General features: G+C 41.8%; 12 protein-coding genes. 9 read left to right on the forward strand and 3 right to left on the reverse strand.

Going from position 1 to position 15351, the window contains the following annotated elements; all coding sequences use genetic code 11:
• Positions 1 to 10 precede the first annotated feature (10 nt).
• From hisD to hisIE, 7 genes are all read left to right on the forward strand, one after another.
• On the forward strand, positions 11 to 1309 hold the full coding sequence (hisD, locus tag OQ279_RS04155) for a histidinol dehydrogenase (RefSeq protein ID WP_266068557.1): 1299 nt from the start codon (positions 11 to 13) through the stop codon (positions 1307 to 1309).
• Entirely contained in the window at positions 1302 to 2354 is a 1053-nt protein-coding gene (gene hisC / locus OQ279_RS04160; RefSeq protein ID WP_266068558.1) for a histidinol-phosphate transaminase, read from the forward strand. Before hisD ends, hisC begins: the two co-directional genes overlap by 8 nt.
• On the forward strand, positions 2351 to 3487 hold the full coding sequence (gene hisB / locus OQ279_RS04165; protein WP_266068559.1) for a bifunctional histidinol-phosphatase/imidazoleglycerol-phosphate dehydratase HisB: 1137 nt from the start codon (positions 2351 to 2353) through the stop codon (positions 3485 to 3487). Before hisC ends, hisB begins: the two co-directional genes overlap by 4 nt.
• 20 nt (positions 3488 to 3507) lie before the next feature.
• On the forward strand, positions 3508 to 4116 hold the full coding sequence (gene hisH / locus OQ279_RS04170) for an imidazole glycerol phosphate synthase subunit HisH (protein ID WP_266068560.1): 609 nt from the start codon (positions 3508 to 3510) through the stop codon (positions 4114 to 4116).
• Positions 4117 to 4210: 94 nt separating this feature from the next.
• Positions 4211 to 4930: a 1-(5-phosphoribosyl)-5-[(5-phosphoribosylamino)methylideneamino]imidazole-4-carboxamide isomerase gene (gene hisA / locus OQ279_RS04175; RefSeq protein ID WP_266068561.1), complete on the forward strand. Its 720-nt coding sequence runs from the start codon at positions 4211 to 4213 to the stop codon at positions 4928 to 4930.
• 152 nt (positions 4931 to 5082) lie between these two features.
• On the forward strand, positions 5083 to 5838 hold the full coding sequence (hisF, locus tag OQ279_RS04180) for an imidazole glycerol phosphate synthase subunit HisF (protein ID WP_266068562.1): 756 nt from the start codon (positions 5083 to 5085) through the stop codon (positions 5836 to 5838).
• 90 nt (positions 5839 to 5928) lie between these two features.
• Positions 5929 to 6531, forward strand: a complete 603-nt coding sequence (gene hisIE, locus OQ279_RS04185; RefSeq protein WP_266068563.1) for a bifunctional phosphoribosyl-AMP cyclohydrolase/phosphoribosyl-ATP diphosphatase HisIE — start codon at positions 5929 to 5931, stop codon at positions 6529 to 6531.
• A gap of 50 nt (positions 6532 to 6581) precedes the next feature.
• Here hisIE and OQ279_RS04190 read toward each other — a convergent pair whose 3' ends face one another.
• Positions 6582 to 9143: an ATP-dependent Clp protease ATP-binding subunit gene (locus OQ279_RS04190; protein WP_266068564.1), complete on the reverse strand. Its 2562-nt coding sequence runs from the start codon at positions 9141 to 9143 to the stop codon at positions 6582 to 6584.
• A gap of 259 nt (positions 9144 to 9402) precedes the next feature.
• On the opposite strand from OQ279_RS04190, the gene gyrA reads away from it, so the two are divergent.
• Both gyrA and OQ279_RS04200 read left to right on the forward strand, forming a co-directional pair.
• A complete protein-coding gene (gene gyrA / locus OQ279_RS04195) occupies positions 9403 to 11958 on the forward strand; it encodes a DNA gyrase subunit A (RefSeq protein ID WP_266068565.1) in 2556 nt (851 codons plus the stop codon).
• A gap of 22 nt (positions 11959 to 11980) precedes the next feature.
• A complete protein-coding gene (locus OQ279_RS04200; protein WP_266068566.1) occupies positions 11981 to 13255 on the forward strand; it encodes a tetratricopeptide repeat protein in 1275 nt (424 codons plus the stop codon).
• Between the two features lie 52 nt (positions 13256 to 13307).
• Here the strand turns inward: OQ279_RS04200 and OQ279_RS04205 are convergent, their stop codons facing one another.
• Entirely contained in the window at positions 13308 to 14054 is a 747-nt protein-coding gene (locus OQ279_RS04205; protein WP_266068567.1) for a C40 family peptidase, read from the reverse strand.
• A 24-nt stretch (positions 14055 to 14078) separates the two neighbouring features.
• Positions 14079 to 15260 (reverse strand): acetyl-CoA C-acyltransferase, encoded by a 1182-nt coding sequence (locus OQ279_RS04210; protein ID WP_266068568.1) that lies wholly within the window; start codon positions 15258 to 15260, stop codon positions 14079 to 14081.
• Between the last annotated feature and the right edge of the window lie 91 nt (positions 15261 to 15351).

Genomic DNA, 15351 nt, shown 5'->3' on the forward strand with positions numbered 1-15351 from the left:
ATCTGAAATAATGAAGAAATTTTTTAATCCGCAAAGACAGGAATGGGAAGCAATACTCGAGCGACCAACCAAAACTGTCGCAGATATTGAACAAATTGTCGAACAGATTTTCAGGGAAGTAAAAGCCGGAGGTGACGCAGCCGTTAAAAATTATTCCGAACTTTTTGACGGGTATAAATCTGATGCTTTTGAAGTTACTTCTGAAGAAATAAAGAAAGCATCAGCTGCAGTTTCCGAAGAACTTAAAGCCGCTATAGATCTGGCCAAAGAAAATATCCGGAAGTTTCATGCCGCTCAGAAAACATCACCTGTTTCAGTTGAAACGGTTTCGGGGGTAGCGTGCTGGCAGGAGAAACGGCCTATCCAGAAAGTGGGCTTGTATATTCCGGGTGGTACAGCGCCTTTGTTTTCTACGATATTGATGCTTGCCGTACCTGCGCAAATTGCAGGCTGTAAAGAGGTGGTTCTTTGTACGCCGCCTGCAAAAGATGGTTCTGTGAACCCCGCGATCCTTTACACCGCACAACTTTGCGGGATAAAGAAGATTTATAAAGTGGGAGGAATTCAGGCTGTTGCAGCCATGACCTTTGGCACACAGAGTATTGATAAGGTCTACAAGATCTTTGGCCCGGGAAACCAGTATGTTACCGTCGCTAAACAAATGGCTACCAAGTATAATGTGGCGATAGATATGCCTGCCGGCCCTTCGGAATTACTTGTGGTAGCCGATGCGTCTGCCGATGCAGCTTTTGTAGCTTCCGATTTACTCTCACAGGCCGAACACGGAACCGATAGTCAGGTGGTGCTTGTATCTCTTTCAAAAGCACTTCTGGAAGAGGTAGCTTCTGAAATTGAAAAGCAGCTCGAAGAACTTCCGCGGAAGGAGACTGCACAGGCAGCAATAGCACACTCCAGGTTTATTTATATGAATTCTGAAGAGAAAGCACTCGAACTTATTGATGAGTATGCTCCCGAACATTTGATTATCTGCACCTCAAATCCCGATTTATTTGTGGAAGGTATAAATAATGCAGGTTCTGTATTTATTGGAAACTATACGCCCGAAAGTGCCGGAGATTATGCTTCGGGCACAAATCACACGCTTCCAACCAATGGATATGCGAAACAGTACAGTGGTGTAAATCTGGACAGTTTCACCAAAGCCATTACTTTTCAGAAGATCTCTTCGGAAGGAATCCAGAAGATTGGGCCTTCCATCGAATTAATGGCAGAGGCTGAAGGTTTACAGGCGCACAAAAATGCTGTGACTCTAAGGTTAAAGAAATTAAAAGCTTCGGGTAATGAGTAATAGTTTTGATCTCAACAGTTTGGTGCGGGCAAATGTCCTGAAAATGAAACCTTATTCTTCGGCAAGGGACGAGTACAAAACTGACGGCCGAAAAATGACATTTTTGGATGCCAATGAAAATCCTTTTGAGAATGGCGTAAACCGTTATCCCGATCCGCAGCAGGGAAAGCTGAAGCAGCTGCTTGCCTCTCAAAAAGGTGTTTCTGGGAATAAAATTTTGTTAGGGAATGGAAGCGATGAAGTGCTGGATCTTATTTTCAGAACCTTTTGCCAGCCCCAGGTAGATAATGTGATCACCCTGCCACCAACTTACGGAATGTATAAAGTTTTGGCAGGCCTGAATGAAGTTGAAGACAGGGAGGTGGTTCTTAAAACCGACTTTCAGCCCAATGTTGAAACTATTCTTGAAAGAGTGGATGGGCAGACGAAGCTTATTTTCCTTTGCTCTCCGAACAATCCCACCGGCAATTCATTTTCGGAAGCTTCCGTAGAAAAGATCCTCAAAAATTTTAATGGATTGGTGGTCATTGATGAAGCTTATATAGATTTTTCAGCCGAAAAAAGTTGGCTTCAGCGGTTAGAAGAATTTCCGAACCTGGTGATCACGCAAACATTATCCAAAGCTTATGGGCTTGCCGGAATAAGGTTGGGGATCTGCTATGCTTCCGAAGAAATTATAGGAATACTAAATAAAATTAAGCCGCCTTATAATGTGAACGAGCTTACTCAAAAACGAGCACACGATCGATTGTCCAGGCCCGAAGAGGTGAGCCGGGAGGTTGAGGCGATTCTTCAGGAGAGAGAGTCGCTGCGTACTAACCTCTCAAAAATGGCATTTGTGAAGGACATTTTTCCGTCAGATGCTAATTTTTTACTGGCCAGAGTAGATGATGCTGCCGGGAAATATGAGCAGTTGCTCAAAGCCGGGGTGGTGGTGCGCAACCGAAGCAACCAGGAACTATGTGAGAACACCCTGAGGTTTACGGTGGGAACGCCTGAAGAAAACAGGGAATTAATTAAGAAATTAACGCAACTTGAAGCATGAAAAAAGTATTATTTATAGACCGCGACGGTACTATTGTTTTAGAACCCAATGATTTTCAATTGGACAATTATGCCAAGCTGGAGTTTTATCCCGAAGCATTTCAATACCTGTCAAAAATAGCAAAAGAGCTGGATTATGAACTGGTAATGGTGACGAATCAGGATGGTTTGGGTACAGATTCCTTTCCTGAAGATACTTTTTGGCCGGTTCAAAATTTTATTCTGAAGGCTTTTGAGAATGAAGGTGTGAAATTTTCAGAAATAGTGATTGATCGCACTTTTCCTGAAGATAAAGCGCCGACAAGAAAACCCGGTACCGGACTTTTAAAGGCCTATTTTGATACTGAAAAATACGATCTAAAAAACTCATTTGTTCTTGGAGATCGCCTTACAGATATGGAACTGGCAAAAAACCTGGGTGCAAAAGGGATTTTTATAACAGGTCATGAAGAATTGGGGAGCGGAGAAATTTCAGTTAAAAAGGAAGAGCTTCAAAAAGATATCCGGTTAGAAACGAATTCATGGAGGGCCATTTATGAGTTTTTAAAACTGGAGGCTCGCACTGCTTCCATCAGCAGGAAAACCAATGAAACCGATATTTTTATCAATCTGAACCTCGACGGTACCGGACAAAGCAACATAGATACCGGAATCAAATTCTTTGATCACATGCTCGACCAGATTTCGCGACATGGGCAAATGGATCTGGAAATTACTGTAAAAGGTGATCTTGAGGTAGATGAGCACCACACCATAGAAGACACGGCGATTGCATTGGGTGAGGTCTTTTCGAAGGCTTTAGGTAACAAGCTGGGAATAGAACGCTATGGTTTTGCACTGCCCATGGATGACTGCCTGGCGCAGGTTGCGATTGACTTTGGCGGAAGAAACTGGCTGGTTTGGGAAACTGAATTTAAAAGAGAAATGATAGGGGCCATGCCCACAGAAATGTTCTACCATTTTTTCAAATCCTTTACCGATGGAGCAAAGGCAAACCTAAACATCAAAGCTGAGGGCACTAATGAACACCACAAAATAGAAGCTATTTTTAAGGCTTTTGCCAAAGCAATTAAGGTAGCGGTAAAAAGAGATCCCGATAAAATGATCCTGCCGTCAACAAAGGGAATGCTTTAATTAGAATTGAGATTTTAGATATGAGTATTGAGAAAAGTAAGGCTTCAGAAAAAATTGTGATCATTGACTACGGCGCTGGTAATATTCAGAGTATAAAGTTTGCTTTGGAAAGACTCGGTTACACCGGAGTGTTGAGCAGCGATGCTGAAGAAATTAAGTCGGCAGATAAGGTCATTTTTCCGGGAGTGGGAGAGGCGAGTTCAGCCATGAAAAAGCTGAAAAGTACTGGATTGGATACATTAATTCCGCAGCTAAAACAACCGGTACTGGGTATTTGCCTGGGAATGCAGTTAATGTGCAACTGGTCTGAAGAAGGTGATACGGAGGGTCTGGGGATTTTTGATGTGGATGTGATCCACTTCGAGAAAACCCTGAAGGTGCCGCACATAGGCTGGAACCGGATAAAGGAGCTCAAAAGTGATATTTTTGAGGGGATAGCAGAACAGGAGTTCGTTTATCTGGTGCACAGCTTCTACGCTCCCGTTTGTTCTGAAACTATTGCCAAATGCGACTACGGAGTGAATTATTCTTCTGCACTACAAAAAAATAACTTTTACGGAGTACAGTTTCACCCGGAAAAAAGTAGCGAAGCAGGAGAGAAAATTCTGAAGAACTTTTTAAAAATTTGAAGATGAGGGCCTCTCGACTCCCGGCCGGCCAGCAGGCGGGCGCTCGAGGTGACACAGGTTTGTTCTCAATACTCACTACTAAATACTAACTACTATGAAAATAATACCTGCCATAGACATCATTGACGGGAAATGCGTAAGGCTTTCACAGGGTGATTACAATTCAAAAAAGATTTATAATGAGAATCCGTTGGAGGTGGCGAAGCAGTTCCAGGATCACGGGATTCAATATCTGCACCTAGTAGATTTAGATGGTGCCAAATCGAAACATATCGTGAATTATAAAGTTCTTGAGCAAATTGCTTCAGGAACTGAGCTTCAGATCGACTTTGGCGGCGGATTAAAATCGGATAAAGATCTTGAGATTGCCTTCAATAGTGGAGCTTCTCAAATCACTGGTGGAAGTATAGCCGTAAAGGATCGCGAGACATTTTTGTCCTGGTTGGAAAAGTACGGAAGCGAAAAGATCATTTTAGGGGCAGATGCAAAGGACGAAAAAGTGGCCGTGAGTGGTTGGCTGGAAGACTCGAAAGAAGATTTGCTGCCATTTATTCAGAAGTATTCTGAAAATGGAGTGCAATATGTGATCTGTACCGACATTGCCAAAGATGGAATGTTACAGGGGCCTTCTTTTGAATTGTATCGAAAAATTCTGGGTGAAATTCAGGACGTGAAATTGATCGCTTCGGGAGGAATAGCTGAATTTGATGATCTTCCAAAGCTGCAGGAAATTGGGTGTGAAGGTGCTATTTTAGGAAAGGCGATCTATGAAAATAAAATCAGTCTAAAGCAACTGGAAGAATTCATTGGATAAAATTCCAAATTCCAAGCACCAAATTCCAGGCTTCAAATTCCAGGCTTCAAATTTGAAATGTGAAGAGGATAATGTGCCGATAGAATAAAATTATAAAAATAGAGTCACGAGTTCAACTCAGTACTCAATTCTAATTACTCAATACTATAAAAATGTTGACAAAAAGAATAATTCCCTGCCTGGATATCAAAGATGGAAGGACCGTTAAGGGAGTAAATTTTGTGAGTTTACGAGATGCTGGAGATCCGGTGGAGCTTGCTGAAATTTATTCAAAGTCGGGCGCAGATGAGCTTGTGTTCCTGGATATTTCAGCAACTGAAGAAAAAAGAAAGACTCTTGCAGAACTGGTTAGAAAAGTGGCTGCTACCGTTAATATTCCGTTCACTGTTGGCGGCGGAATATCTTCAGTAGAAGATGTGGATGTGCTGCTGCAAAATGGAGCCGATAAAGTATCTATAAATTCTGCCGCAGTAAAAAATCCTGAACTTATCAATGAACTGGCAGCAAAATTCGGCAGGCAGTGTATTGTTGTGGCTATAGATGCCAGGCAGGTACAGGGCAAATGGCTGGTACATCTGGTAGGTGGAAAAGTCCCGACAGAAATTGACCTTTTTGACTGGGTAAAGGAGGTTGAAGAGCGGGGAGCAGGAGAGATCCTTTTTACTTCTATGGATCATGACGGTACCAAGGCAGGATTTGCCAATGAAGCCCTTGCAAAGATCTCTGATATGGTGAGTATTCCGGTAATTGCTTCAGGTGGGGCAGGGGATAAAGAGCATTTTTGTGATGCTTTTACCAAAGGCAAAGCCGATGCTGCTTTGGCGGCAAGTGTTTTTCATTTCAAGGAGATTGAAATCAGGGATTTAAAACAGAAAATGAAGGAAAAAGGGATTGAAGTTAGAATGTGATGTTTAGTAATTAGACCTCACAGGTTTTTTAAACCTGTGAGGTCTGCAGAAGAACCTGACAACCCACCACAACTATAAAAATTAAAATAAATGAAAATAGATTTTTCAAAAGATAAAGACGGTTTAGTTCCTGCGATTATTCAGGATGCACAAACGAAAAATGTACTTATGCTTGGGTACATGAATGAGGAAGCTTTGGAGAAAACCAAAGAGAGCGGGAAAGTGACATTTTTCAGCAGAAGTAAGCAGAGACTCTGGACCAAAGGGGAAGAAAGTGGTAATTTTCTTCGTTTAGTAGATATAAAAGTGGACTGCGACAACGATACGCTGTTGGTTTCTGTTCATCCTCAAGGTCCCACCTGTCATAAAGGAACCGATACCTGTTGGGGTGAAAAAAATACTTCAGAAATGACATTTTTGGATACCCTGGAAGAAGTCATCTCAGACCGACGATCAAATCCTGCAAATGATAAGAGCTATGTGGCTTCATTGTTCAGAAGCGGCATAAACAAAATCGCCCAGAAAGTTGGAGAGGAGGCTGTGGAAGTTGTGATTGAGGCAAAAGATGATAATGATGACCTGTTTCTTAATGAAAGTGCCGATCTCTTGTTCCATTATTTGATCTTACTGCAGGCCAAAGGCTACAAGCTCAATGATGTCATTGAAGTTCTAAAGTCAAGACACAGTAAATAAAAATAGCCTGTGATGTGGATCACAGGCTATTCAAAATAATTCATTCAATTCTATTTAGAATCTTCGGAATTCTTCTCTTTTTTGGTCTTTTCGACCTTGATCGTCAATTCATTTTTCTCTTCATCCAGATCCATAAAGACCTTATCTCCTTCAGAGATGTGCGAGGTGATTATTTCCTCGGCTAATGCGTCTTCAATGTACTTCTGAATAGCTCTATTCAACGGCCTTGCCCCATATTGCTTATCAAAACCTTTTTCAGCAATATAGTCTTTGGCTTTTGGACTTAACTCAAGATTGTAACCTAAAGCTCCAATTCTTCCGAAGAGTTTTTCGAGCTCAATATCGATGATCTTGTGGATATCTTCCTGCTCAAGAGGATTGAAGATCACTACGTCATCAACACGGTTAAGAAACTCGGGCGCAAAGGCTTTTTTCAGTGCACTTTCAATCACACTACGGGCGTTCTCGTCTACCTGAGATTTCTTCGCCGAGGTGCCAAATCCGACTCCCTGACCAAAATCCTTCAGTTTTCTTGCTCCAATGTTAGAGGTCATGATGATAATGGTATTCCTAAAGTCGATCTTACGACCTAAACTGTCAGTTAAATATCCGTCATCAAGAACCTGTAGCAACATGTTGAAAACATCGGGGTGAGCTTTTTCCACCTCGTCTAGCAGGATCACTGCATAAGGTTTACGTCTCACTTTTTCAGTAAGCTGTCCGCCTTCTTCGTATCCTACATATCCCGGAGGTGCACCAATTAACCTGCTCACCGCAAATTTTTCCATGTACTCACTCATGTCGATACGTATCAGCGCATCTTCATTGTCGAACAGCTCACGCGAAAGTATCTTCGCCAACTGAGTTTTACCTACCCCTGTTTGACCAAGGAATATAAATGAACCAATTGGTTTGTTAGGGTCTTTAAGACCTGCACGGTTACGCTGTATGGCTTTCACCACTTTTCCAACCGCATCATCCTGGCCAATAACCTTTCCTTTAATTAATTCGGGTAACTTATATAGTTTGTTGATCTCGGTTTGGGCGATCCTGTTTACCGGTACGCCTGTCATCATAGATACTACATCGGCAACATTATCTTCTGTTACGGTTTCCCTGTGCAGTTTAGATTCTTCTTCCCAACGTGCCTGGGCCTGGGCAAGATCTTTCTCTATGTTTTTCTCATCATCGCGTAATTTTGCAGCTTCTTCGTATTTCTGCTTTTTTACGACTGTATTTTTAAGTTCCCTTACTTCTTCAAGCTTGCGCTCAAGTTCAAGGATCTGTTTTGGCACATCAATGTTGGTGATGTGAACACGAGAGCCTGCTTCATCTAGCGCATCTATAGCTTTATCTGGTAAAAACCTGTCGGTCATGTACCTGCTTGTTAGCTTTACGCAAGCTTCAATAGCTTCATCGGTATAGGTAACATTATGGTGTTCTTCGTATTTATCCTTGATGTTGTTAAGGATCTCAATAGTTTCTTCAATAGTAGTAGGTTCTACGATCACTTTTTGGAAACGACGTTCTAAAGCACCATCTTTTTCAATATACTGCCTGTACTCATCGAGAGTAGTAGCACCAATACATTGAATTTCACCTCTTGCTAATGCTGGTTTGAACATGTTGCTGGCATCGAGACTTCCTGTAGCGCCACCGGCACCTACAATGGTATGGATCTCATCAATGAAAAGAATAATATCGTCATTCTTCTCCAGCTCGTTCATTACAGCTTTCATCCTTTCCTCAAACTGGCCGCGGTACTTGGTGCCTGCCACTAAACTGGCAAGGTCAAGTGTTACAACACGCTTATCAAAAAGGATCCTTGATACCTTCCTCTTTACAATTCTAAGGGCAAGACCTTCAGCAATGGCCGATTTTCCTACTCCGGGTTCTCCAATAAGAAGCGGGTTGTTCTTTTTTCTTCGGCTCAAGATCTGTGAAACGCGTTCAATTTCTTTCTCGCGGCCTACAACAGGATCAAGTTTATCAAGCTCTGCAAGTGCAGTGAGATCCCTTCCGAAGTTATCTAAAACGGGAGTTTTGGATTTCTTTGTTGATTTACCGGGTGTACCGGCAAAAGGGTTGCTCTTTCCGGCGTCGTCTGAAGTTGCGTCTTCATCTGAAAATGATTCGGCAGTAGGAGCGTCCATATAATCATCATCATTGGTGATCATATATTTGAACTGATCTTTAACTCCGTCATAATCTACTTTCAGCTTGTTGAGGAGCTTTGTAGTAGGATCGTTTTCGTTTCTCAAAATGCACAACAGCAGGTGAGCTGTATTAATGGAAGTGCTTTGAAAAAGCTTGGCTTCCAAAAATGTGGTTTTAAGGGCTCTTTCTGCCTGGCGGGTTAAATGAAGGTTTCTCTTCTCGTTAGACTCTACAGCTACATCGGGGTTAGCCGGGCTAAGAATCTCTACTTTTCTTCTTAAATGAGTGAGGTCAACATCCAGGGCGTTAAGTATATTAATGGCTTTACCATCACCGTCCCTTAGAAGACCCAGCATTAAATGCTCTGTGCCTATAAAGTCATGACCAAGCCTTAGGGCTTCTTCCTTGCTGTAGGCAATCACATCTTTTACTCTTGGTGAAAAATTATCATCCATGTTAATTCCTTTCTCTCTTGATTATATTTATTCAGGTTTCAAAAACCGTACCCGATTCTTTTTGTTCGTTTTTTATGAAGTAAAGCTAATTGACGAATTTGCTTCAATAAAACAAAGCAGAATGTAATGAACTTATTAACCAAGCACAACTAAAAATTTGTTAATAAAATACAAGAAAACCTCAATGAATAGTGCGCCCGGGTGGGGCAAAATGCGTAAATTGGCACGTTAGATTTTTGAACCAAAATAACAGATATTTATGGCTGAAGGAGAAAAGTTAATTCCTATCAATATTGAAGATGAAATGAAGTCGGCCTACATTGATTATTCAATGTCGGTCATTGTGTCACGTGCACTGCCAGACGTGCGTGACGGTTTGAAACCGGTGCATCGCCGGGTATTATATGGAATGTATGAACTGGGGGTACTATCCAACAGGGCTCACAAAAAATCTGCAAGAATTGTAGGGGAAGTACTTGGTAAGTTTCACCCGCATGGGGATTCTTCTGTTTACGACACTATGGTGCGTATGGCCCAGGAGTGGAGTTTGCGTTATATGTTAGTTGACGGCCAGGGTAACTTTGGTTCAGTTGATGGCGATAGCCCGGCTGCCATGCGTTATACCGAAGCCAGGATGCGTAAAATAAGTGAAGATATGTTGGCCGATATTGACAAGGAAACTGTTGATATGCAGCTTAACTTTGATGATACTATCCACGAGCCTACAGTTTTACCTACACGTATTCCCAATCTCCTTGTGAACGGTGCCAGTGGTATTGCTGTTGGTATGGCGACAAATATGCCGCCTCACAACCTTTCAGAAGTTGTTGACGGTGTAACAGCCTATATTGAGAATAATGACATTGAAATAAACGAACTGATTGAGCACGTAAAGGCTCCCGATTTTCCTACAGGCGGAACCATTTATGGCTATGACGGTGTTCGTGAAGCCTTTAAAACAGGGCGTGGCAGGGTTGTTATTAGAGCCAAAGCTTATACTGAAGAAGTTGCAGGCAAAGAGGCTATTATTGTGACTGAGATCCCTTACCAGGTCAATAAGGCTGAAATGATCAAAAAAACCGCCGAACTGGTTAATGAAAAGAAAATAGAAGGTATTTCTTTAATTAGAGATGAGTCAGACCGAAATGGGATGCGCATCGTCTATATATTAAAAAGAGATGCTATCCCCAATATTGTTCTAAACTTACTTTATAAGCACACCGCACTTCAAAGTTCCTTTAGTGTGAATAACATTGCACTGGTAAACGGGCGTCCTCAAATGTTGAATTTGAAGGATATGATCTATCATTTTGTGGAGCATCGTCATGAAGTTGTGGTACGCAGAACAGAGTATGAGCTAAGAAAAGCTGAAGAGCGGGCACATATTCTTGAAGGTTTGATTATTGCTTCAGACAATATTGACGAGGTTATTGCCTTGATAAGAGCTTCGAGTAATGCTGATGAAGCTCGTACTAAGTTAATTGAGCGCTTCGAACTAACCGAGATACAGGCTAAGGCTATTGTTGAGATGCGTTTAAGACAGCTTACAGGTCTTGAGCAAGATAAACTTCGTGCTGAGTATGAAGAGATCATGAAGACCATTGAAGATCTTAAAGATATTCTTGCCCGTAAGGAACGAAGGATGCAGGTGATAAAAGATGAAATGCTTGAGGTCAAGGAAAAATACGGAGATGAAAGACGCTCTGTTATTGAGTATGCCGGTGGAGACCTTAGCATGGAAGATATGATTCCAGATGAGCAGGTAGTGATAACTATTTCTCACGCAGGCTATATTAAAAGGACTTCTCTTACAGAATATAAAACCCAAAACAGAGGAGGAGTAGGACAAAAGGGTTCTACAACAAGAACTGAAGACTTCCTTGAGAACCTGTTTATTGGTACTAACCACCAGTATATGTTGTTCTTTACTGAAAAAGGTAAGTGTTTCTGGATGAGGGTGTTTGAGATTCCTGAAGGAAGTAAAACTTCAAAGGGTAGAGCGATTCAGAATTTGATCAACCTTGAACCCGATGATAAGCTTAAAGCATTTATTTGTACTAAAGACTTAAAAGACGAACAGTACATCAATAGCCATTATGTGATGATGGCTACCAAGAAAGGGCAGGTGAAGAAAACTTCTCTTGAACAGTATTCAAGACCCCGAACAAATGGTATTAATGCAATTACCATTCGCGAGGGCGATGAACTTCTTGAGGCAAGACTAACTACAGGAGAAAGTCAGGTGATGCTGGCTTTAAGGAGCGGAAAAGCCATTAGGTTCGACGAGAGTAAAACCCGACCTATGGGTAGGAATGCTTCTGGAGTAAGAGGTATAACCCTTGCCGATGATAACGATGAGGTGGTAGGTATGATCACTATAGAGAACCCGATGGAAGAAACTGTACTGGTTGTTTCTGAAAACGGTTACGGAAAACGTACTTATATAGATGATCCTGAAGATGGAGAACCAACTTATAGAATTACAAACCGTGGAGGTAAAGGTGTTAAAACCATTTCTATAACCTCTAAGACAGGTAGTCTTGTGGCTATTAAAAGTGTTACAGATCTTGATGACCTTATGATCATCAATAAATCTGGACTTGCTATTAGAACATCTGTTTCAAATCTACGGGTAATGGGACGTGCAACCCAGGGTGTTAGGTTAATTAACCTTAAAAATAATGACTCTATTGCTGCAGTGGCTAAAGTGATCAATGAAGAAGAAGATGTTGAGGATGTAGCTGGTGACGCAACCCCCGAAGCGACTGATCAAAATCAGGATGGCACAACTATTGCGAATGACAGTGAGGAATAATTTTAAATCAAAACCAAAAAAGATGAAAACCAGAATTTTAACGGCAGCATTCGCTATGTTTACTGTCGTATCATTTGCCCAAAAGAAGGAAATCAAGCGAGCCGGTAAAGCGGTTGAGAAAGGAGAATATCAGGAAGCTAAGAATTACCTTCAGCAGGCAGAAGCACAGTTAGCTAGCGCTGACGAGGATGAAAAAGCTGATTTCTACCTTTACAGAGGATATGCATTGGTAGGAAACGGAGAAAATGTGGCTACTGCCGACTTAATGGCAGCTTCTGAAGCAATGAAAAAAGCTAAGGAACTTGGTCATGATGAGGCAGAGCAGGGAATGGCTGCAGTAAGTAATGCCCTGGTAAATGCAGCTATTACAGACCAAAATTCTCAAAATTTTTCAGATGCCTCCAAAAAACTGGAAGCGAGTTTTAGAATGAGTAATCGTGACACCGTGTATCTTTATTATGCAGCATCTAATGCTGTAAATGCACAAGATTACGATGAAGCTTTAAGATATTATAAGGAGCTTCAGGATCTTGGTTTTACAGGAGAAGAAACTATCTATACCGCAGTAAACAAAGAAACCGGCGAAGAAGAGAGAATGGCTTCCAAAGAGCAGAGAGACCTTTTTGTAAAATCTGGTAATTACATCAATCCTCAGGATAAGAAAGAGGAATCTAAAGAAGGAGAGATCGCTAAGAACATTGCCTTAATCTACATTGAAAAAGGAGACAATGAAAAGGCGGTTGCGGCAATGGAAAGAGCCAAACAGGCAAATCCTAATGATGCAAGCCTTATGCAGGCAGAAGCAGACATGTACTACAGAATGGGGGACATGGCAAAATACCGGGAAATTCTTGAAGAAGTTGTAAGTCAAAATCCAAATGATGCCACTCTATATTACAATATGGGAGTAAGTTCAGCAGAACTTGGAGAAAAAGAACGTGCTGTAGAATATTACAAAAAAGCTCTTGAAATTGATCCTGAAATGAACAATGCCAGAATCAACATTGCTTTTGTAATTCTTTCTAAAGAAACTCCTTTGGTAGAAGAGATGAATAGTCTTGGTATGAGTAAGGCAGATCAAAAGAAGTATGATGAGCTTGCTGAAGAACGTCAGCAAATTTATAAAGACGCCCTTCCATACCTTCAAAAAGTAATGGACAGAGATGCCGATAACATTGAAGCTGCCAGAACGATTATGAATATCTACTATCAGTTAAATGAAACTGAAAAAGCAGAAGAAATGAAAGCTAAGATCGCAGAGCTTGAAGCTTCAAGCGCAGCGGCTCCAAAGCAGTAAACAGAATATTTGTTTGACAAAAAAGCCCGTTCATTTTTTGAACGGGCTTTTTTTATATGATCTTTTTTATCACTCTAAGCTTATGGGTATGCCGGCGTAATTCGGCATTATAGATCCCCGAATGGTCTATACGATCAAGCCGCACCTTACCGTCTACATGTATAATGTAGTTGTCTCTCATCATAATGCCCACGTGATTAATTGATCCGTCGGGGCTGTCGAAAAAAGCCAGGTCACCTGGTTCACTCTCTTCTATAAAACTAAGAGACTCTCCCTGCTTCGCCTGTTGGGCTGCATTTCGTGAAAGTTTATAGCCGTTAAGCTTGTATACCATTTGGGTAAAACCACTGGCATCAATGCCCATAGGACTTTTTCCACCCCACAGGAAGGGCGCATTGAGGTATAAAAAGGCAGTTTCTATCAGCTTTTCTTTTGGTTGTGCTTTTGTAGTGACCGCACCCGAATGTTCATGTTTCATGAGGGTAACCGCATTGAGAACAGAGCCAATAGGAATTGGAACAAGCTGTCCTTCGCCTGTTACAAACTCCATAAGGTCTGCTGAAAGTTGAAGTTCTTCCGCTTCCAGTTTTTCGAAATCGGGTTGAGAGATCTTTAACAGTTGTTTATTATCTATCCAGGCCTCGAGGTCTTCAAAAGAAGTGCGTATTCTTGACCATTTTCCTCTTTCTTCCAGAACCTTAAAGGTTTCCCCGTATAGCAGCTGACTAACCATTTCGGCGGTGTGTGCAGGTTCTGCTCTTAGCGGAACCGTACCTAAAATACAAATGGCATATTGCATCAAAAAGGTGCTTTCTAACCTGAATTATTGTGGACGTTCAATGACTATTGCCGAAGCACCACCACCCCCGTTACAAATGGCCGCAGCACCTATTCTGGCATTGTTTTGCTCCAGAACACTTAGCAGGGTAATTATGATTCTCACACCAGAACAACCAAGGGGATGACCTAAAGAAACGGCACCACCATTAACATTCGTATTTTTATCGGTTAAACCCAATATTTTCATGTTGGCCAACCCTACTACAGAAAAGGCTTCATTGAACTCAAAAAAGTCAACTTCTTCCTGAGGAATATTGGCTTTTTTAAGAGCTTTAGGTAAAGCTATAGCGGGAGCAGTGGTGAACTTCTCCGGGTCCTGGGCGGCATCTGCGAACCCTTTAATGCTGGCAAGGATCTTTAGTCCCAGTTCTTCGGCTTTCTCACGGCTCATTAGAACCACAGCACCGGCACCATCGTTTATAGTAGAAGCGTTTGCAGCTGTAACCGTACCTTCTTTAGAAAAAGCAGGGCGTAAGGATGCAAGTTTATCCATTTTTATATTCTTGTATTCTTCATCCTCCTTCACAATTACCGGATCTCCTTTTCGTTGGGGAACTTCTACAGGTACCACTTCATTGTCAAACTTGCCTTCTTCCCACGCTTTTGCAGATCTTTGATAAGATTGCGCAGCAAATTTATCCTGGTCTTCTCTTGTAAATTCATGTTCAATGGCACAATTATCGGCACAAACTCCCATAGCAAGCTGGTTGTAAGCATCCATAAGGCCGTCTTTTTGCAACCCGTCAATCATAGTAGCAGGTCCAAACTTCTGGCCATTTCTAAGGTGAAGGTAGTGAGGGATCATGCTCATATTTTCCATTCCGCCGGCTACAATGATATCAGCGTCTCCCAGGGCTATAGATTGTGCCCCCTGCATTACTGCTTTCATACCGCTGGCACAAACTTTATTTACCGTAGTACATGGTACAGAATAAGGAATGCCGGCGCCCAAAGCAGCCTGTCTTGCAGGTGCCTGCCCCAGCCCGGCCTGTACTACATTTCCCATGAGGACTTCGTCTACCATTTCAGGTTTCAGGTTGATCTTTTCCAGGGCTCCTTTAATGGCTATTGATCCCAGTTTGGTTGCGGGAACTGTTGATAAGCTACCCAAAAAACTACCTATTGGAGTTCGTGCGGCGCTCACTATGACTACTTCCTTATTCATGGTTTAGCGGATTAAGATTTTACTTTTTGCGAATTTAATCATTTTATAAGGAAGAAACCAACGGGTTCTCTACAGCCAGCTTTTTTTAGTA

The organism is Salinimicrobium profundisediminis (genome assembly GCF_026241755.1).
GTDB classification, from domain to species: domain Bacteria; phylum Bacteroidota; class Bacteroidia; order Flavobacteriales; family Flavobacteriaceae; genus Salinimicrobium; species Salinimicrobium profundisediminis.

What these genes read in the sequence shown, in the direction of transcription:
- OQ279_RS04190 (WP_266068564.1), bottom strand. Translation starts at nt 9,143, where the DNA reads ATGGATGATAATTTTTCACCAAGAGTAAAAGATGTGATTGCCTACAGC.
- OQ279_RS04200 (WP_266068566.1), top strand. Translation starts at nt 11,981, where the DNA reads ATGAAAACCAGAATTTTAACGGCAGCATTCGCTATGTTTACTGTCGTA.
- hisIE (WP_266068563.1), top strand. Translation starts at nt 5,929, where the DNA reads ATGAAAATAGATTTTTCAAAAGATAAAGACGGTTTAGTTCCTGCGATT.
- gyrA (WP_266068565.1), top strand. Translation starts at nt 9,403, where the DNA reads ATGGCTGAAGGAGAAAAGTTAATTCCTATCAATATTGAAGATGAAATG.
- hisH (WP_266068560.1), top strand. Translation starts at nt 3,508, where the DNA reads ATGAGTATTGAGAAAAGTAAGGCTTCAGAAAAAATTGTGATCATTGAC.
- hisC (WP_266068558.1), top strand. Translation starts at nt 1,302, where the DNA reads ATGAGTAATAGTTTTGATCTCAACAGTTTGGTGCGGGCAAATGTCCTG.
- hisB (WP_266068559.1), top strand. Translation starts at nt 2,351, where the DNA reads ATGAAAAAAGTATTATTTATAGACCGCGACGGTACTATTGTTTTAGAA.
- OQ279_RS04205 (WP_266068567.1), bottom strand. Translation starts at nt 14,054, where the DNA reads ATGCAATATGCCATTTGTATTTTAGGTACGGTTCCGCTAAGAGCAGAA.
- hisD (WP_266068557.1), top strand. Translation starts at nt 11, where the DNA reads ATGAAGAAATTTTTTAATCCGCAAAGACAGGAATGGGAAGCAATACTC.
- OQ279_RS04210 (WP_266068568.1), bottom strand. Translation starts at nt 15,260, where the DNA reads ATGAATAAGGAAGTAGTCATAGTGAGCGCCGCACGAACTCCAATAGGT.
- hisF (WP_266068562.1), top strand. Translation starts at nt 5,083, where the DNA reads ATGTTGACAAAAAGAATAATTCCCTGCCTGGATATCAAAGATGGAAGG.
- hisA (WP_266068561.1), top strand. Translation starts at nt 4,211, where the DNA reads ATGAAAATAATACCTGCCATAGACATCATTGACGGGAAATGCGTAAGG.